The organism is Roseixanthobacter glucoisosaccharinicivorans (assembly GCF_043195095.2).
Lineage (GTDB): Bacteria > Pseudomonadota > Alphaproteobacteria > Rhizobiales > Xanthobacteraceae > NCEH01.
Map to the genome: position 1 here is coordinate 1,612,156 of NZ_CM195538.1, position 18,116 is coordinate 1,630,271.

The 18,116-nt window shown below is 65.8% G+C and carries 18 protein-coding genes; 9 read left to right on the top strand and 9 right to left on the bottom strand.

Annotated features, from left to right (window positions below):
* Positions 1-115 precede the first annotated feature (115 nt).
* Positions 116-1,162 carry a porphobilinogen synthase gene (gene hemB / locus V5F78_RS07115; RefSeq protein WP_394069473.1) on the bottom strand — a complete coding sequence of 349 codons (1,047 nt, stop codon included), beginning with the start codon at positions 1,160-1,162 and terminating at the stop codon, positions 116-118.
* Positions 1,163-1,384: 222 nt separating this feature from the next.
* Between hemB and V5F78_RS07120 the strand changes: the two genes are divergently transcribed.
* The 4 genes from V5F78_RS07120 to V5F78_RS07135 all read left to right on the top strand — a co-directional run bounded on the left by V5F78_RS07120 (position 1,385) and on the right by V5F78_RS07135 (position 4,208).
* On the top strand, positions 1,385-2,455 hold the full coding sequence (locus V5F78_RS07120; RefSeq protein ID WP_394069474.1) for an enoyl-CoA hydratase/isomerase family protein: 1,071 nt from the start codon (positions 1,385-1,387) through the stop codon (positions 2,453-2,455).
* Positions 2,452-2,883 (top strand): DUF6163 family protein, encoded by a 432-nt coding sequence (locus tag V5F78_RS07125; RefSeq protein WP_394069476.1) that lies wholly within the window; start codon positions 2,452-2,454, stop codon positions 2,881-2,883. The genes V5F78_RS07120 and V5F78_RS07125 overlap by 4 nt, the downstream gene beginning before the upstream one ends.
* Before the next feature lie 51 nt (positions 2,884-2,934).
* Positions 2,935-3,624 (top strand): O-methyltransferase, encoded by a 690-nt coding sequence (locus tag V5F78_RS07130; protein WP_394069478.1) that lies wholly within the window; start codon positions 2,935-2,937, stop codon positions 3,622-3,624.
* Between the two features lie 140 nt (positions 3,625-3,764).
* Positions 3,765-4,208 carry a DUF4142 domain-containing protein gene (locus V5F78_RS07135; RefSeq protein WP_509276685.1) on the top strand — a complete coding sequence of 148 codons (444 nt, stop codon included), beginning with the start codon at positions 3,765-3,767 and terminating at the stop codon, positions 4,206-4,208.
* Positions 4,209-4,341: 133 nt separating this feature from the next.
* Here the strand turns inward: V5F78_RS07135 and V5F78_RS07140 are convergent, their stop codons facing one another.
* The 5 genes from V5F78_RS07140 to panC form a co-directional block, all read right to left on the bottom strand.
* Entirely contained in the window at positions 4,342-4,560 is a 219-nt protein-coding gene (locus V5F78_RS07140) for a hypothetical protein (RefSeq protein WP_394046263.1), read from the bottom strand.
* A gap of 140 nt (positions 4,561-4,700) precedes the next feature.
* Positions 4,701-4,973 carry a helix-turn-helix domain-containing protein gene (locus V5F78_RS07145; RefSeq protein ID WP_394069482.1) on the bottom strand — a complete coding sequence of 91 codons (273 nt, stop codon included), beginning with the start codon at positions 4,971-4,973 and terminating at the stop codon, positions 4,701-4,703.
* A 33-nt stretch (positions 4,974-5,006) separates the two neighbouring features.
* A complete protein-coding gene (locus V5F78_RS07150; RefSeq protein ID WP_394069483.1) occupies positions 5,007-7,118 on the bottom strand; it encodes a hypothetical protein in 2,112 nt (703 codons plus the stop codon).
* 111 nt (positions 7,119-7,229) lie between these two features.
* A complete protein-coding gene (locus V5F78_RS07155; RefSeq protein WP_394069484.1) occupies positions 7,230-7,469 on the bottom strand; it encodes a DUF6894 family protein in 240 nt (79 codons plus the stop codon).
* A gap of 32 nt (positions 7,470-7,501) precedes the next feature.
* Complete coding sequence (gene panC / locus V5F78_RS07160) at positions 7,502-8,347, bottom strand: pantoate--beta-alanine ligase (RefSeq protein ID WP_394069486.1); 846 nt, start codon at positions 8,345-8,347, stop codon at positions 7,502-7,504.
* A gap of 211 nt (positions 8,348-8,558) precedes the next feature.
* On the opposite strand from panC, the gene V5F78_RS07165 reads away from it, so the two are divergent.
* Both V5F78_RS07165 and V5F78_RS07170 read left to right on the top strand, forming a co-directional pair.
* A complete protein-coding gene (locus V5F78_RS07165) occupies positions 8,559-9,266 on the top strand; it encodes a VWA domain-containing protein (protein WP_394069488.1) in 708 nt (235 codons plus the stop codon).
* A gap of 45 nt (positions 9,267-9,311) precedes the next feature.
* Positions 9,312-10,049, top strand: a complete 738-nt coding sequence (locus tag V5F78_RS07170) for a J domain-containing protein (protein WP_394069490.1) — start codon at positions 9,312-9,314, stop codon at positions 10,047-10,049.
* Positions 10,050-10,069: 20 nt separating this feature from the next.
* Here the strand turns inward: V5F78_RS07170 and V5F78_RS07175 are convergent, their stop codons facing one another.
* Positions 10,070-11,788 carry a serine hydrolase gene (locus V5F78_RS07175; protein ID WP_394069492.1) on the bottom strand — a complete coding sequence of 573 codons (1,719 nt, stop codon included), beginning with the start codon at positions 11,786-11,788 and terminating at the stop codon, positions 10,070-10,072.
* 301 nt (positions 11,789-12,089) lie between these two features.
* Here V5F78_RS07175 and V5F78_RS07180 point away from each other — a divergent pair, with 301 nt between their 5' ends.
* The 3 genes from V5F78_RS07180 (at position 12,090) to clpA (ending at position 15,696) form a co-directional block, all read left to right on the top strand.
* Positions 12,090-12,419, top strand: a complete 330-nt coding sequence (locus V5F78_RS07180) for a phasin family protein (protein WP_394069494.1) — start codon at positions 12,090-12,092, stop codon at positions 12,417-12,419.
* Between the two features lie 269 nt (positions 12,420-12,688).
* Positions 12,689-13,024 carry an ATP-dependent Clp protease adapter ClpS gene (gene clpS, locus V5F78_RS07185; RefSeq protein WP_394069576.1) on the top strand — a complete coding sequence of 112 codons (336 nt, stop codon included), beginning with the start codon at positions 12,689-12,691 and terminating at the stop codon, positions 13,022-13,024.
* Positions 13,025-13,182: 158 nt separating this feature from the next.
* Positions 13,183-15,696: an ATP-dependent Clp protease ATP-binding subunit ClpA gene (gene clpA, locus V5F78_RS07190; RefSeq protein WP_394069495.1), complete on the top strand. Its 2,514-nt coding sequence runs from the start codon at positions 13,183-13,185 to the stop codon at positions 15,694-15,696.
* A gap of 117 nt (positions 15,697-15,813) precedes the next feature.
* Here the strand turns inward: clpA and V5F78_RS07195 are convergent, their stop codons facing one another.
* Complete coding sequence (locus tag V5F78_RS07195; protein WP_394069497.1) at positions 15,814-16,605, bottom strand: aminotransferase class IV; 792 nt, start codon at positions 16,603-16,605, stop codon at positions 15,814-15,816.
* Positions 16,602-17,996, bottom strand: a complete 1,395-nt coding sequence (gene pabB, locus V5F78_RS07200) for an aminodeoxychorismate synthase component I (protein WP_394069499.1) — start codon at positions 17,994-17,996, stop codon at positions 16,602-16,604. The genes V5F78_RS07195 and pabB overlap by 4 nt, the downstream gene beginning before the upstream one ends.
* Positions 17,997-18,116 lie beyond the last annotated feature (120 nt).

Here is an 18,116-nt window from a genome sequence, read left to right on the forward strand (position 1 = left end):
CATCCGCGAGTGCCGCGCGCCACCCGATACCTGCGTGGCACAGCCAATATCGCAGCGACCGCAGGCCCTGCGGGCGGCATCTCCCGCAACGGCGGAAGCCCCCAACAAGAACCGCTCAGCGGCGGGCTGCGAGGCGCTCGGCCATGCGGGGCGCGAAATAGGTGAGGATGCCGTCCGCGCCCGCCCGCTTGAACGCCATCAGGCTTTCCTCGACCACCCGTTCGCCGTCGAGCCAGCCATTGCGGATCGCGCCCTCGATCATCGCGTATTCGCCGGACACTTGATAGGCGAAGGTCGGCAGGCCGAACGCCTCCTTCAGGCGATAGACGATGTCGAGATAGGGCAGGCCGGGCTTGACCATCAGCATGTCGGCGCCCTCTTCCACGTCGAGCGCGGCTTCGCGCAGGGCTTCGGCACCGTTGGCCGGGTCCATCTGATACGTGCGCTTGTCGCCGGTGAGGGTTTTCGCGGTGCCGATGGCGTCGCGGAACGGGCCGTAGAAGGCGGACGCATATTTCGCCGCATAGGACATGATCTGCACGTCCTCGAAGCCGGCGCGGTCGAGGCCGGCGCGGATCGCGCCGACGCGGCCGTCCATCATGTCGGAGGGAGCGATCACGTCCGCACCGGCCTGGGCCTGGACGATCGCCTGATGCACGAGAACGGCCACGGTCTCGTCGTTCAAAATCCGCTCGCCCTCCAGCAAGCCGTCATGGCCGTGGCTGGTATAGGGGTCCAGCGCCACGTCGGTGATGAGGCCGATGTCCGGTACCTCGGCCTTGATGGCGCGCAGGGCGCGGCAAACCAGATTCTGCTCGTTCAGCGCCTCGCTGCCGGTCGGGTCGCGGAGCGTGGGTTCGGTATAGGGAAACAGGGCGATGGCGGGGATGCCGAGCTTGGCGGCATTTTCAGCGGCGCGCACGATCTCGTCCACCGACAGGCGATCCACGCCCGGCATGGAGGCGATGGGTGTGCGCGTCGCGGTGCCTTCAACAACGAACACCGGCCAGATCAGATCGTCCACCGTCAGCGTGTTTTCGCGCACCAGCCGCCGCGCCCAGCCCGATTTGCGATTGCGTCGCGGACGTTGCACCAGATCAAGCCGTTCGGCGGCCGGAGTGTCGGGCAGGGCGGAGGGGAAACGGGCGACGGGAGACGACATGGACGGGCACTCGCAATAGTGCGGCGGGCCTTGAAGGCCGCAAGGCGTTCCTTATAGGCCTAGATCCGCGCGAGGGCGAGACGATGGCGAGCGGCGGGGTGACGCGCACCCCGCGCTTCGGTGCGCGTCAGCCTCCGTTGACGCACGCTGACGCGCCGTCTAACCCTCGCGGGGCCTGATCCGGCGGGCGCGCGCCCGCATCATCTCTCCTAAGGAGCTGCCGTGAGCACCGAGCCAGACGTCCTGCTGGAGCGCCGGGGGGAAGCCGGCGTCATCACCTTGAACCGTCCAAAGGCCCTCAACGCGCTGAACCATGCCATGGTGCGCGCCATCCACCCCCAGATGAAGGCATGGGCACAAGACCCGAACGTGACCCGCGTCGTCATCAAGGCGGCGGGCGAGAAGGCGTTCTGCGCCGGCGGCGACATCCGCGCCATCTATGAGCATGGGCGCGTCGGGCAGGTGGACGATGCGTTGCGGTTCTGGTTCGAGGAATACCAGCTCAACCATTATATCGGCACCTATCCCAAGCCCTATGTGGCGCTGATCGACGGCATCTGCATGGGCGGGGGATTCGGTCTCTCCGCCCACGGCCCCTATCGCGTGGCGGGCGAGCGCTATCTGTTCGCCATGCCCGAAGTGGCGATCGGCCTGTTTCCCGACGTGGGCGGCACCCATGTGCTGCCGCGCTTGCCGGATGCGAAGGGCGTGTACCTCGCGTTGACCGGCGCGCGCATCAAGGCGGCGGACGCGCTTTCCGCCGGCCTCGCCACGCATTTCGTTCCCTCCGCCGGGTTTGCGGCCCTGGAGGAGGCGCTTGTTGACGGCGGCGATGTCGTGGCGACCCTGGCGGCTCATGCGGCCGATCCCGGCCCCGCGCCGCTCGACCGGCACAAGGCCGTGATCGCCGATGCGTTTGGACGGCCGGATGTGTGGGCGATCCTCGGGCGGCTGGACGAGATCGGTGCCGGCCCGGGCGAGGATGCCGCCTTCGCCCGTGAGGCGGCGGCCACCGTTCGCGCCAAGTGCCCGACCTCGGTCGCCATCGCCATGGAGCAGATGCGGCGCGGGCCCTCCCTGGATTTGGCGGAATGCCTTGTCGCCGAATATCGAGTGGTGAACCGGGTGGCGCGCGGCCACGATTTCTACGAAGGTGTGCGCGCCGTGATCGTCGACAAGGACAATGCCCCACGCTGGGAACCCGCGCGGCTGGAAGATATTGATCCGGCGGTCATCGCCGGCCATTTCGCGCCCATCGACCATGAACTGACTCTCACGCCGGACCCTGCATGACCCATTACGATCCCATCGACGCCAGTGCCCGCGCTCATCTGGAGCGCCTTACGCCCTGGCGTCGGCGGCTGGTGTTCTTTCTGCGGGCGGTGGCGCTCTTCCTGCTGGCGGAGGGCGTCTATCACTGGGCGATCATCTGCGGCATCGGCGACGGTGCCGCCAATTCCTTCGAAAGCCTGCCGCCGTCGGTTCAGGCGGCAATCATCTGGGCGGCGATCATCGACCCCATCGCCGGGGTCGGCCTGTGGCTCGGCGCCGGCTGGGCGGTGGTGCTATGGCTGCTGGCCACGCTGAGCCAGGTGATCCTGGGCGCCTGGGCCCCGGCGGGCATGGGGCGCCTGCTGATCCTGACGCTGTTCGAGCTCGGGCTGGTGGTGGCTTATGCGGTGCTCTCCATCCGCGCGGCGCGCGAGAGCGACGAGGATTAAGTACCGCTTCGTGTTTCACGAGGCACGAGGCGGTTCCGACGGGGAGGGGATATGAGCGACGCCGATCTCAACCAGCAGCGGTGGACCCGCGTCGATGATTACATCGTCAACGCACTCGTGCCCGCCGATCCGCTGCTCGAAGCGGTGCTGGAGACGAGTGCGGCCGCCGGCCTGCCGCCGATCAATGTTTCGCCGGCGCAGGGGCAGATGCTGGCCCTGTTCGCACGCATGGTGAATGCGCGGCGCATCCTCGAAATCGGCACGCTCGGCGGCTACAGCACCATCTGGCTCGCCCGCGCCTTGCCTGCCGACGGCAAGCTGGTGACGCTGGAGGCCGATGGCGCTTATGCGCAGGTGGCGCGCGCGAATTTCCAGCGCGCCGGCCTTGCGGAGCGGATTGACCTGCGTGTCGGCCGCGCGGTGGAGAGCTTGCCAGGCGTGGAAGCCGAAGGGATCGGGCCGTTCGACTTGATTTTCGTGGATGCCGACAAGCCGAGCAATCCCGACTATCTCGCTTGGGCGCTCCGCCTGTCGCGGCCGGGCACGCTGATCGTGTGGGACAATGTGATCCGCGACGGCGCGGTGGTGGATGCGGCCAGTGTAGATCCGCGCGTCCAGGGGGTGCGGCGGCTGTTCGACCTGATCGCGGCCGATCCACGCCTGATCTCGACCGCAATCCAGACGGTGGGCAGCAAAGGATATGACGGCTTCGCCCTGACCTTTGTGGCGGCTCCCGCGTAAGGGCAGGGCGCGCGGCGGGGAACCGCCGGCCGGTGCGAAAGGTTTTTCCGCAACGGAAGGAGGCGCCCATGCCCCACATCAAGACCTTTATCCTTGCCGCTCTCGCGCTCTTGCTCGCGCCGGCGCTGGCGCAGGCTCAATTGGCCGGCACGCTGTCCGGCCCGAAATTCGTGGAGGCGGCCGCGATCGCCGACCGGTTCGAGATCGAGGCCGGCCGTCTCGCGTTGGAAAAAACCGAAAGTCCGCAAATCAAGATCCTGGCGACGCGGCTTGTCGCCGATCACACGCACGCATTGGCGGGGCTCAAGGCGGCCGCAGCCAAGGCCGACGGGCAGATCGTGGTGCCCGGTTCCCTTGATACCAAGCATGAAGCGAAAATCGAACAGCTCAAGGCGGCGACCGGCGCGGATTTCGACACGCTGTTCGTCCAGATGCAAACCCGCGCGCATGAGGCGGCGATCGGCATCTTCGCCAGCTTCGCCAAGGAGGGCGATCAGACGGTGCTGAAGGATTATGCCGGCCAGACGCTGCCTGTGCTGGAGCGTCATCTGGAAGAGATCAGGCAGATTCAGATTCGCACCTGAGTGCCTGGTGCAACACGTGCCGCGCGGCACGACGCTCAAGGCCCAAAGGCTTAAACGCCAAAAGTCTTCCGCGTAGGTCTTCCGCGCGGCACCGGAGGAGCCTGGTGCCGCGCCGTGTCAGGGGAAGAGCATCTCAGTTCGAGGCGGATTTTTCCGTGAGGACGGCAAGCAAGGCGGTGGCGACTTCGCGCGTCACACGCTTTTTATACTTGGAATGAACCATCTGGCCGTTGTGGTAGACGTCATATTCCACATAGACCATGTCGCCGTCCCACCGAAGGATATTGTCGGTCTGGGTGGTCTCGATGACGCCGAGGCCTTCGATGAACTGTTCACGCGGCTGCTTCAGCATTTCTGTCTCCCAAACCCGCGCTCCGCCTCCAGGATGAAGGTGGTGCGTTCTTCATGCGCGCGCGCGGCCCAGGTCGAAGATAGACCATAGCGGGCCGCCGACAAGCGCGGGCTTTTTAGCCCTGGCGGGCGAAGAACGGGTTAATCGTCATTCGAGGCATTGAGCTGGTCCGCGCGCAGGCCTTCGCCCGTGGGACGCAGCCGCACCCCCGCTTCGATGAACTCCACGCCGGCGGCATCGAGCGCCGCACGCATGCGCTGCAATGTCTCGGGCTGGTCGCTCAGGCCGCCGGTCTCTGCGGCCTTGATGGTGGCCGTCGGGATTCCGCTGGTGCGTTCAAGATCGCCCTTGGTCCAGCCCAGAAGCGCGCGGGCGGCTTTGATCTGCTGGCGGAGGATCGGGGCATTGGGCATGTGGGCTCCGTCTGGGCTGGAGATAGGGACGTCTCAGGCATCGTCCTGCGGCGGATTGCGGGGCGGGACGTCGGGAACGAGCCATTTCGCGATTTTGGAGCCGAGCAGCTTGCGCGCCCGCCGCCGACTTGCGGCGCGAAGCGCCAGCACGCGTTCAAGTTCGGCCTGGACGGCTGTGGTCTGGCGCTCGAGGTCCACGTATTCCGAGCGCGCGGTGCTTAGGCCGCGCTCCATGCGCAGCGAATGGGCATGCACAGCATCACGATCCGCTGTCAGTGCGGCGACTTCCGCATGCAGGACCGTCACTTCCTCGCGCAGACGCACATGTTCCGCCGATCCGGCTTCCTCGCCAAGCGACTTCGCCGCGATTACGGCCCGCAGTTCGGAAAGCTCGGTCTCCATACGCCGAAGATCGGCTTGCGCGATATCGTGATCGGCCCGCAAGACATCCGCCCCGCCGGCAAGGCTCTGAATTTCGTCACGCAACCCGCGTGTTTCTTCCTTAAGCGCTTCTTCCTGAAGGGCCTTCGTTTCCAGCGCGGCACGAAGCTCGGTGAGTTCGACTTCGTAGGCGGCGGCCCTGTTGGCGTCATCGTTCTGCCGGCGCGTTTCCTCGAAGATGCGCTCGACATCGTGCGCCTGGGCACGGGCCGCATCGCGATCCGCAATCGCGTTGGCCAATTCGCTCCTTATGGCAGCGACATCGCCCTCCATCTGCTCCAGCATTGCCTGGAGATTGAGGGCATGGGCGTGAACGGCGTCGCGGTCTCGGGTGAGGGCCGAGATTTCCTCGATCCATGCCGCGGATTGCTCTGCCTCGGCATCCGCCCGCGCCTGAGCGTTGGAATAGTCCGCCCGTGCCGCTTCGAGGGCGGCTGCCAGAACCTGCCGCGCCTCGATTTCCTGGGCGAGACGCGCCTCCACCGCGGCGAGATGCACCTCTTCCGCTTGCTGGGCGGCGTTCTGCCGCGTGCGTTCCGCTGCGGCGATGCCCTCCCCGGCGGATTGAAGCGCGGTAGTCAAACGCTCGATCTCGGCTGCCAGCGCCGCGCTTTCCGCCTCGAAGGTGGCTGGGTTGGCGCCGGCCGCTTCAAGGGCGGCGTGCAGCTTGTCCACATGCGCGCGGATCGCATCGCGGTCCGTGGTGAGGGCGATAAGCTCCGCCTCCAGCACGCGGATTCGTTCGCGAAGGGCCTCCATTTCGAGGCGGGCGGCCTCAGCCGTTCTGTCGAGGTGCTCCACATGGAGATCGAGTTGGCCGACGCGGGAATCGGCCCGTTCCAGGCGGTCCTGCAAGAAGGCGAGCGCGGGCCCGTAGATGACGCAGGCTCGATCGAATTCGATCCGCACCCGGTCCAGCGTCTCCATGGCGCTGTTGGAATTCGGGGTCCGGCTCAGCTCCTCCAGCGCGTCATAGGCGAGACGGACCCATTCATGGATCTCCGACCGCGTGCGCCAGTTGGAATCGTCCACCCGCTGGTGACGCAGCGTGTCCGAGAGGAAGCCGTCGATCTCGATGGCGGAGAAATCGGACCAGCGGGGCCAGGCCAGATGAAGCCGGGTGCCGCTGGTTTCCAGCGTGCCGCGCCAGTCGGAAAGGAACGTCCGCCACGAAATCACGTCCCGTGGCGTCGCGCGGGACGCATGTTCCGCGTCCAGGCTATGGCGCAGCCAGGTGAGCAGGCCATGGGCAAGGGGCAGTTGGTCGCGCGCGCGCAGCGAGAGTGCGACCTCAAGCGGATTGCGGATTGGCAAGAGGACATGAGGCGTATAGCCGCTGGCCTTCAACGCCTCGAACCAGAACGGCGCCAGCCGGCTGATGCGAGGATCCTTGAGCATGATCAGCGGTGCGCCGCCAAATTCATCCTCGAGCGTTTGGCGAGCGGATTCGGAGAACGATCGGGCGACCGCGCTTTCCCTCCACTGCGGATTGAATGCCCGCCAGTCGCTCCAGTCCGATCCGCCGGATTTGAGAATGGCCTCGTTGAGTTCAAAGACCGGGGTTGATTCAAAATAACCAAGCGCATTGTGTTCTGTCGGCGGCATCAGCGTCTTCGGCGGTGCCGCGCCGAGATGCACCAGTGTACCCGCGAGGGACGAGGTGCCACCGCGGTGCATGCCTAGAACTACAAGCGCGTCCTTCATTGAACCCTCGCCTTTGCCAAACTGGCGGCGTGACATACAAACCTGAGATTGCACTTACGCTAGCGGTCCGCGCGATGGCGGGAAAGCCCGCCGCGCGCGCGGCGGCAAGGCTTACTGCCCCTCGTGCCGTACCGCCTCGGAAACCGGGAATTCGAGCACGATCTCCCCCGCCTCATCGTACACAGCTATGACCGCCGCGAGCAGGCGCGCATCACCCGCTTGTGTCGCCAGCAGCGCGGCGGCAAGCGCCTGGGCTTTTTCCCAGGCGGCGTCGGGATCGCGCAGCACGAGGCCGCTTTCGTCCTTCAGCATCTCTTCGCCGAACTGGGTGTGGAAGAAATAGCGAGGCATGCGCGCGGCTCCTGCCCGTGGGTGCCTGGGTGTCAAACGCCGATATTATCTATGAGCCGGGTCTTGCCGAGCCAAGCGGCTGCCAGCAGCCGGACGGGTTCGTCCGGCCCCGAGAGCGGCGCGAGGCTCTCGGCATGGCGCGCGGCCACATAATCGACCTTCAGCCCGGCGGCGGCGATGCGATCGGCAGCAGCGGCGGCGGCCGAATCGGCGTGAGTGCCGGAGCGGATCGCGGCGGCCGCTTCCTTCAGGGCCTGCTGGATCACCGGCGCAATCGCCCGCTCCTCGGGCGAGAGATAGCGGTTGCGGGAAGACAGGGCGAGCCCGTCATGCTCGCGCACCGTGGCCCCGGGTATGATTTCGACCGGCAGGTCGAGATCGGCGGCAAGGCGCGTGACCACCTTCAATTGCTGATAATCCTTCTCGCCGAACATGGCGTAGTCCGGTCCGGTGCGGATCAGCAGCTTGCTCACCACGATCGCGACGCCGGCGAAGAAATGGGTCCGGAAATCGGTCTCAAGCCCAAGCGCCGGGCCGCCCATGGCGAAATGGGTCGCGAAGCCCGGCGGATACATGTCGGCGGCCGTCGGGGCATAGACCACGTCCACGTCTTCTGCGGCCAAGAGGGCGACGTCATTTTCGAATGTGCGCGGATAGCGGGAGAAATCCTCATTGGGCGCGAACTGGGTCGGGTTGACGAAGATCGAGACCACGATCCGCCGCGCCAGCGCCTTGGCTTGGCGCACCAGGGCGATATGGCCTTCGTGCAGCGCGCCCATGGTTGGGACCAGAGCGATCTTCTCCCCCGCGGCGCGCCATGCGGCCACACGGGCCCGCAGTGCATCGACCGTTTCCACCACCTCGGGTTTGCCCGCCATCGTGTCTCTCCCGCGGGCCGTGACCGCCCGCCATTCTTTTTGCGGCGCAGACCCTAGCGGCAGAAACCTGCGGGTCAACCGCGCGATGGCGGTTGGGCCGCCATCGCCAAGCGCCCCCTGGTGCCGGGCGCGAGAACGCCTATTTTGCTGGAATGGATCAGGATTCTCTTCCGCCTTGCCGACCCGGCTCGATGCATGGGGCGGTTGCCCCATGAACGGACCCAAGAAGCCCCTGGCGCCCGCAGGGGGCGCGAGCGAGGCGGAGCTTTCGGCATTTCTCGCCGCCGCGCGCGATCTTGGGCCCACGCGTCCCGATGGGCGGCGCGGCCGGCTCGCCTTCGCCATGGATGCGACCTTTTCGCGCCAGCCGACGTGGGACCTCGCCTGCCGCATACAGGGCGATCTGTTTTCCGCCGCCGCAGAGCTCGGCGGGCTCGATGTCCAGTTGATCTATTATCGCGGCCTCTCCGAATGCCGGGCTTCGTCCTGGGTGTCCGACCCCGCGCGGCTCGGCGCCCTGATGGGTGCCATCGCCTGCCAGGGCGGGCACACGCAGATTTCCCGTGTGCTTGGCCATCTCGCCAACGAGGCGCAGCGCTCGGGATTGAAGGCGGCGGTCTTCGTGGGGGACGCGGTGGAGGAAAATCCCGATGCCCTCGCCGCGAAGGCCGGGGAACTCGCCGTGCTGGGCGTGCGCCTGTTCCTGTTCCAGGAGGGCGAGGACCGGCAAGTGGAAGCCGTGTTTAAGGAACTGGCCCGCCTGACCTCGGGTGCCTGGTGCCGGTTTCGCCCGGGTGCGGACGAGGAATTGCGGGCGCTTCTGCGAGCGGTGGCCGCTTATGCCGCCGGCGGCCGGCAGGCGCTTCTGGCGGGGCGGGAGGCGGGAGCGGCGCGCCTGCTCACGGCCATGGGTCAATGACCGGCCGATCTGGCACCGGCATGTTAGGCAAGGGAGAGCGCTGTGGTGACTTTGATCGCGGGAGCGCTTCTGCTGCTGCTTGGCCTTTACGCCCTGAAGCTGTGGACCAAAGCCTCGCCCCAGGCTCTGGCGACCGCGCTCTATAAGATCGCGGGCTATGTGATGCTCGTGGGCGCCGTCGTGTCCTTGGTGACGGGCCGGATTGCGGCGGCGATTCCACTCGCGATGCTGGGCGCCGGGCTGCTGTCTCAGGTTAATGCAGGCGGGATCGGTGGATGGCTGTCCGGACTGTTCGGCCAGGGTCGATCCACCGGGCCACGCACGCCGCGCGTGTCACGCGTGTCCTCGCCCGTGTTCGAGATGGAACTGAACCACGACACCGGAATCCTGACCGGACGAGTCCTTGCCGGTCCACGCGCAGGCGCTGTTCTGGACGATCTCGCGGTTTCCGAACTGCTGGCGATGCGCGGCGGGCTAGATGCCCAGTCGCTGGCGCTAATCGAAGCTTATCTCGACCGCAGGGCGCCCGCATGGCGTGAAGACTCGCAAACTAATGCGGGTGGCAGGGGCGGGAGCGGAAACAATATGAGTGCGCGCAACAGTGCGATGACGGAAGAGGAAGCCCATCAAATACTTGGGCTTGAACCGGGGGCGGGCGAAGCTGCGGTTCGAACCGCGCATCGCGCCTTGATGAAAAAGCTCCACCCCGATCATGGCGGATCCAGTTATCTTGCTGCGAGGGTGAATCAAGCGAAAGATGTCATTCTCAACAAACATCGCTGATTCTCTCCAAACGCACTACATCAATTGCGGAAAATCATGCAGGCGAAATCATTGCGTTGCAGTAAACGGCAGGCTTCCTTTGCGCCTTTTTCATCCAGGCCGGCAAACCGGGCGCGGTAAAGATCGGTCGAGCCCTTGGAGACTTTCTGCGTAAAACCATCGGCTTGGGCCAGAAGGCTCTTGGCCTTCGCTTGCGCCACATCCAGCCTTGCACGCGCCTCCTTCTCGGCACCAAAGGCGCCGATCTGAATGCCCCAGCCCGAATGACGGGGCTGGCTGGTGCTTTCTGCGGCCGCTCGGGAAGCCGGCTCTGCGGCGCGCGACGCGGGTTCGAAGGAAGAGGCAGGGAGCGCCACCGGGCCCGCGGATGCGGTGCGGATGGGCCTTGCAGGCTCGCTGGTGGCTGCGGTCGCGATCGGGGCGGCGTGCACCTGCGGCGCCTGGAGCGGGGCCGGGGGCTGCGTGGGAATGTCAGCGGCGGCCACCGGCGAACCGTTGGAGCCGATGAAGCCCAGGGTTCCATTGCCGGGCGTGAAGCTCGGCGCCGGCACCGGAGCTGCCGCCGGGCGCTGGATCGACACCGTCTTCACCGCCACCGGCTTGATGGGCTCCACCGAGCCCGGCGCGGGACCGCGGACGGGAATGCTCGCCGTCACCACCGGGTCGGCCCCGGCATATGCGAGACGCTGGGGCGCCGGCAGCGGCGCGATGGGATAGGACGGAGCTGCCGGACGCGCTGCCGCCACGACGGCCGGGGAGGCCTCCTCCTCGTTGGAGGCGGTCTCGGTGACCTTCGGCGCGATGCGGTTGCCGGCATAAGCGCGGTTGTAATTGTTGGCGATCAGGCTTGCCATGCGCGCATCGCGGGACGATGCGCTGCTGCCGCCCAGCACCACGCCGATGAGATAGCGATCATCGCGATGGACCGAGGTGAGAAGATTGAAGCCGGACGCGCGGGTATAGCCGGTCTTGATCCCATCCACGCCTTCGATGCGGCCCAACAGGCGATTGTGGTTGCCGATGGTTTCGCCTTTGTAGGTGAAGGAGCGGGTCGCGAAATATTTGTACTGCCGCGGGAAGCGCTCCTGGATCGCCCGGCCCAGGATGGAGAGGTCACGCGCGGTGGTCACCTGGCGCGGATTGGGCAGGCCGTTGGCATTCTCGAAATTGGTGCGCGACATCCCGAGGGCATGGGCCTTTCGGGTCATCATGTCGGCGAACCTCTCCTCGGTGCCGCCGACGGTTTCCGCGATCACCACGGCGACGTCGTTGGCCGAGCGGGTCACGATCGCCTTGATCGCGTCCTCGACATCAATGGTCGAGCCGGCGCGCACGTTCAGCTTGGAGGGCGACTGGGCGGCGGCGCGGGCGGAGACCACCATTTCGCTGTCGAGCTTCAGCCGTCCGGCTTCCAGCTGCTCGAACAGCAGGTACAGCGTCATGACCTTGGTGACCGAGGCGGGATGCCGCAGGGCATCGGCATTATCCTCGTAGAGCACTTTGCCGGTATTGCCGTCGACGATGATGGCGGAGGTGCCGGTTTTCCAGCCAGGGCCGGTGTTCTCGTCCGAACGGTCGGCGGTCGCCTTGGCCTTCTTGGAATGGGATTGCGTCTGCGCGCTCTTCTGCTTGCGCGGCTTTGCATCCGCGCCACTGGCGCAAGCCATCACCATCACTGCGGCAAGAGCCGCCGCGACGAGCTTGGCGGAGAAGGAGCCGTTCGCGAGCGCAATACGCATGAAACCGTGTCCTGTGGGTCAGTCCAGGAAAGGGAGCGGCTTGGAGTGGAGCATCTCAATCTCGCGCGAGAGCACGAAGAATGAGGGTGGCTCGGGTCCATGAACCGGGGAATGACTGGGCTACAGCCTAAAAACCCGCGGTTACCAAGCCGTAAACCAAGCCAAAATGAGGCATGGTGCAGTGCACAATTTTGTTGACGAGTTTGCTGCAATGCATCTTAATGCAACTGGGGCGGATCCGAATGGCCCACCGCACCGCACGAAACGAGTGGCAGCCTTAACAAACGCAATGAGGACACCCATGGCCCAGAATATTGAAGACTTCCAGAAGCTCGGTAAGGAAAACGTCGAAATCGCCATGAAGAGCTTCGGCACCTTTTCCAAGAGCGCCCAGGCGATCGCCCTTGAAATCGCCGACTACACCAAGAGCTCGTTCGAGCTCGGCACCGCAACTCTCGAGAAGCTGATGAGCGCCAAGACGCTCGAGCAGGCCGTCGAGATCCAGCAGTCCTACCTGAAGACCGCGTACGAAGGCCTGGTGGCCGAAACCACCAAGCTCGGCGAGCTGTACAAGGACCTCGCCAAGGAAGCCTACAAGCCGTACGAGAGCGCCTTCGCCAAGGTTCAGTGATCGCGTCCGACACGCTTAGGCTCCCACGGGAGCCTTTCGCGTGGCTTGCCAAAATGCGCCGCCAAGCGTCATTTTGAAGCCTAAGGCCAACGGTGGTCTGGCATTGCCGGGCCCCCGTTCCTATTATCTGGCACGTGCCCGACGCCCGACCGCATCCGCGCGGCCCGTCAAAACCTGGCACGGATGCCGATGAAATGATGCAGTCCTTTTCCCGCCCCGCTCTTTCCCGTTCCCCGTCGCGCCTGGGGCGTCCGGCATATGTGCCGGCCATGGCCGCAGGCGAACCGCCGCGCCGTGGCGGCGGCGACAATCCCGGAACGGCCGTCATCACCCGCACGAAGACGCAGACCAAGCGGCCCAGCCTCTATCGCGTCCTGCTGCTGAATGACGACTACACACCCATGGAATTCGTGGTCCACGTGCTCGAGCGCTTCTTCAACAAGGGGCGCGAGGAGGCGAACACCATCATGATGCACGTCCACCAGAACGGTGTCGGCGAGTGCGGTGTGTTCACCTATGAGGTCGCCGAGACAAAAGTGACGCAGGTGATGGACTTCGCGCGCAAACACCAACATCCTCTGCAATGTGTGATGGAAAAAAAATAGGTGCATTCACGTCGGCTGGCGTCTCAAATTGGTGATGGAGATGTTCGGGCAAGGCTCTTGCGTAATCTGGGAGCCGGTACAAAGTTTGAAGGAGCGCGTGCGCAAACGCAGCCGACGGACGTTCCGGGCTTCGGGTGGCGCACGAGATAGAGGTCTAGATGCCAACTTTCTCACGCAGCCTCGAACAATCGCTTCACCGGGCGCTCGCCCTTGCCAATGAGCGCCACCATGAATACGCGACGCTCGAGCATTTGCTGCTGTCTTTGGTCGACGATCAGGACGCCGCCGCTGTCATGCGGGCTTGCAACGTCGATCTCGATAAGCTGCGCCGTAATCTCATCGAATATGTGGACAGCGAACTGGAGAATTTGATCCAGGCTGCCGGCGACGATTCCAAGCCCACCGCCGGCTTCCAGCGCGTCATTCAGCGCGCGGTCATTCATGTCCAGTCCTCGGGGCGCGAGGAAGTGACCGGTGCCAATGTGCTGGTCGCGATCTTTGCCGAGCGCGAGAGCCATGCCGCCTATTTCCTGCAGGAGCAGGACATGACGCGGTACGATGCGGTCAATTACATTTCCCACGGCATCGCGAAGCGTGCCGGCCTTTCGGAGAGCCGGCCGGTGCGCGGCGCTGAAGAGGAGACCGAGACGAAATCCGGAGACGACACCAAGAAAAAGGCTGATGCCCTCGACGCTTATTGCGTCAACCTCAACAAGAAGGCGCATGAGGGAAAGATCGATCCCCTCATCGGCCGCGACAAGGAAATCCAGCGCACGATTCAGGTTCTCTGCCGCCGGCAGAAGAACAATCCCCTGTTCGTGGGCGATCCCGGCGTCGGCAAGACCGCCATCGCCGAGGGCCTCGCGCGGCGCATCATCAATGGCGACGTTCCGGAAGTGCTCGCCACCGCCACCATCTTCTCGCTCGACATGGGCGCGCTGCTCGCCGGGACCCGCTATCGCGGCGATTTCGAGGAGCGCCTGAAGCAGGTGGTGAAGGAGATCGAGGCCTATCCCAACGCCATCATGTTCATCGACGAGATCCACACCGTCATCGGCGCGGGTGCGACCTCCGGCGGGGCCATGGATGCGTCCAACCTGCTGAAGCCGGCGCTCGCTTCCGGCACGCTGCGGTGCATGGGCTCGACCACCTACAAGGAATATCGCCAGTATTTCGAGAAGGACCGCGCCCTGGTGCGGCGGTTCCAGAAGATCGACGTGGCGGAACCGACCGTTCCGGACACGATCGAGATCCTGAAGGGCCTCAAGCCCTATTTCGAGGACTATCACAAGCTGCGCTACACCAACGAGGCCATCAAGGCCGCGGTGGAACTGTCCGCGCGCTACATCCACGACCGCAAGCTGCCCGACAAGGCGATCGACGTGATCGACGAGAGCGGTGCGGCCCAGATGCTGATGCCCGAGAGCCGGCGCAAGAAGACCATCGGCTTGAAGGAGATCGAGGCCACCATCGCAACCATGGCCCGCATCCCGCCCAAGACGGTTTCCAAGGACGATGCGGAAGTGCTCGCCCATCTGGAAAGCACGCTGAAGCGGGTGGTCTACGGGCAGAACAAGGCCATCGAGGCGCTCTCGGCGTCCATCAAGCTGGCGCGCGCCGGCTTGCGGGAGCCGGAAAAGCCCATCGGCTCCTATCTGTTCTCCGGGCCCACCGGCGTCGGCAAGACCGAAGTGGCCAAGCAGCTCGCCTCCATTCTCGGGGTGAACCTGCTGCGCTTTGACATGTCGGAATATATGGAGCGCCACACGGTCTCGCGGCTGATCGGCGCGCCTCCCGGCTATGTCGGCTTCGACCAGGGCGGCTTGCTTACGGATGGTGTCGACCAGACCCCGCATTGCGTGTTGCTGCTGGACGAGATCGAAAAGGCCCATCCGGACCTGTTCAACATCCTGCTCCAGGTCATGGATCACGGGAAGCTCACGGACCACAACGGCAAGACCGTGGATTTCCGCAACGTGATCCTGATCATGACCAGCAATGCGGGCGCGGCGGACCTGTCGAAGGAGGCCTATGGCTTCACCCGCACCAAGCGTTCGGGTGACGACATCGAGGCCATCAACCGCACGTTCGCGCCGGAATTCCGAAACCGTCTCGACGCGGTGGTGACCTTCGCGCATCTGCCGCACGAGGTGATCGGACAGGTGGTGGAGAAGTTCGTCCTCCAGCTGGAAGCCCAGCTCGCGGACCGCAACGTCACCATCGAACTCTCCGACGAGGCGACCGCCTGGCTGGTGGAACGCGGGTATGACGAGCAGATGGGCGCCCGCCCCATGGCGCGGGTGATCCAAGAATATATCAAGACGCCACTGGCCGACGAGGTTCTGTTCGGCCGGCTCAAGGGTGGCGGGCATGTGCTCGTGGTGGTGCAGGGCACCGGCAAGGAATCGAAGCTGGGCTTCGAATTCCCGGACGGTCCCGTGACGCCGAAGCCGGACAAGATCGTCTCCGCCCCGGCCAAGCGCGCGCCGCGTCGCAAGGCGGAAAGCGTGTCCGCCAAGCCGGGGGCGTCCCGGTCCGGTGGGCCGAAGGGCGGCACCAAGCCTGCACCGAAGACGCCGCGTTCCGGCGGCGGTGGTGGCGGCGGCGGCACCACGGGCTCCGGCCCGCGGCGTGGCAGCCATGTGCCCAAGGTGCCCCTCGTCAAGGCGTGAGCCGAGCGGTGGATTGAAATGCGAAACGGGCGGCCGATTGGCCGCCCGTTTTGTTTCAAAGTGCCGCGTCTGCGCGCCGCGCCCGACCCCCCGACGCAAGCGCCTTCCTCGCCGAGCTCAGAGGCCGAGCGACGCGCGCAAACGCTCCGCAACCGGATAGGTGGCCAGAAGGTCCCGCCCGTCGAGGTGCGACACGGACCGGATGCCGAGGCTGCTGGTGAGGAACATCTCCTGCGCCTGCGCCAGATCCTCGACACTCAGGGTCGCTTCGCTGCCGTGCTCGCGCAGCACCTCCGCGCGCATGATGCCGGGCAGGGCGCCGTCGCACACGGGCGGCGTCAGCACCATGTTGCCGATCACCACGAACAGGTTCGCGATGGTGCTTTCCGCCACCCGTCCGCGCGTATTGAGTAACAGGGCATCATCCGCCCCCTGTGCCGCGGCTTCCTGGCGCGCGAGGATATTGTCCAGGTAATTCAGGGATTTCACCGCATGCAGCGGTGACAGCTCGTTGCGCCGTGTCACACGGGCAATGATGAGGCGGGCCGGAGGAGCCGGCGGCGTGGCGGGTGCGGCGGTGATCAGCAAAGTGGGTTCGGGCTTGGCCGGCGGCAGCACGCCGCGCGGACCGGACCCCCGGCTCAGCGTGATGCGCACCACGCCGTCGGACAGCGTATTGGCCTCCAGAACCGCGCGCGCTGCCGCCGTGAGATCCACTTGCGGCAGCGGCAGGCCCAGCACGCGTGCCCCGGCGGCGAGGCGCGCCAGATGGGCATGCATGTGCCAGAGCGCGCCATTCCTGGCGCGCACGGTCTCGAACAGACCGTCGCCAAGGGTGAAGCCCCGGTCATCGGGCGCGACGCGCGCGGCCGTATGATCCACCAGTGCGCCGTTCAGCCACACGATCATGTCGGCTCTCCCGAAACCGCCCGCAGCAAGGGCGCGATCTTGACCATGCTTTCCTCATATTCGTCCGCGGGCACGGAATCCGCGACGATCCCTCCACCCGCCTGGGCGATCAAGGTCTCGCCGGAGCGCGCCAAGGTGCGGATGACGATGGACGTGTCCATCGCCCCGTCGAACCCGATCCAGCCGATGGCGCCGCAATAGATGCCGCGCGGCAGCGGCTCCAGTTCGTGAATGATCTCCATGGCGCGGATCTTCGGCGCGCCGGTGATGGAGCCGCCGGGGAAGCAGGCGCGCAGCACATCGACGGGCCGGACGCCGGGGCGCAGCCGGCTTTCCACGACCGATACCAAATGGTGGACCGACGCGAATGTCTCCAGCCCATTCAGCACCGGCACCCCTACGCTGCCGATGCGCGAGACCCGGCCGAGGTCGTTGCGCATCAGATCGACGATCATCAGGTTTTCCGCCCGGTCCTTGGGGCTCGCCAGCAGGGCGGCGGCGTTGGCCGCGTCTTGGGCGGGGTCAGGATCACGGGGGCGCGTGCCCTTGATGGGCCGTGTCTCCACCGCGCCCTCGGCGGTGAGGCGCAGGAAGCGCTCGGGCGAGGCGCTGAGGACGGCGTGCGTGCCATCACCCGTGAGCAGGGCGGAGAAGGGCGCAGGGCTCAGCTCCAGCAGGCGCAGATAGAGATCGTAATCAGTGAGGCCGGCGGGACGCTGCGCCAGCATGGCCTGGGTGAGGTTGGCCTGAAAAATGTCGCCAGCGCGGATATATTCGATCACGCGGGCAATGCCGGCCTCGACCTCGGCCCGTGGCTGCATCGGTGTCCAGGATGCGCGGGCGGACCAGTCCGCCGGGCGGCGCTGCGGCGCGCCATGGGCGAGACGGGCCAGCATATGGTCGGCCCGTGCGTGCGCACGCCTGCTGCGCGCAGGGCCCTCCGCCTCGGGAAGGCCGCTCGCCAGCACATAGGCCGCCGCTTCCTGGTGATCGAAGGCGAGCACCGTGTCGTAGAGGCCGAACAGCAGCTCGGGAAACGGCGCGGAGCTCGGCTTCGGCGCGGGAAGCCGCTCCAGATGGCGACCAAGCTCGTAGGACATGAATCCAACGGCGCCGGTGGCGAAGGGTACCGGGCTTTCGCTCTCAGGCAGGGTGCAGCGATGGAGCGCGCGCTCAAGCGCAGTGAAGGGATCAAGATCCAGCACGACTCCGTCGATCCGCACGCCGCTTTCATCGGCGATGAGGCGCAGGAACGGGTCGGCGGCAATGTAGGAATAGCGCCCGCGTTCGCCATCGCGCGCGCCGCTGTGGAGCAAGGCCGCGAAAGGTTCGCCCGCGAAGGTCTCGAACAGCGCCACTGGATCGGCATAGGGGAAGGGAACGACGCGCACGGGACTCGCTGGAAAGCTGGAGAAGACGCCGTTCCTTCTAGGCCTGAACGGCTGGGGGCGAAAGGCGTCCGCGCGGGTGCGCCCGTCCCCGCGGGTATCCCGCATGGCGATGGGGCGAGC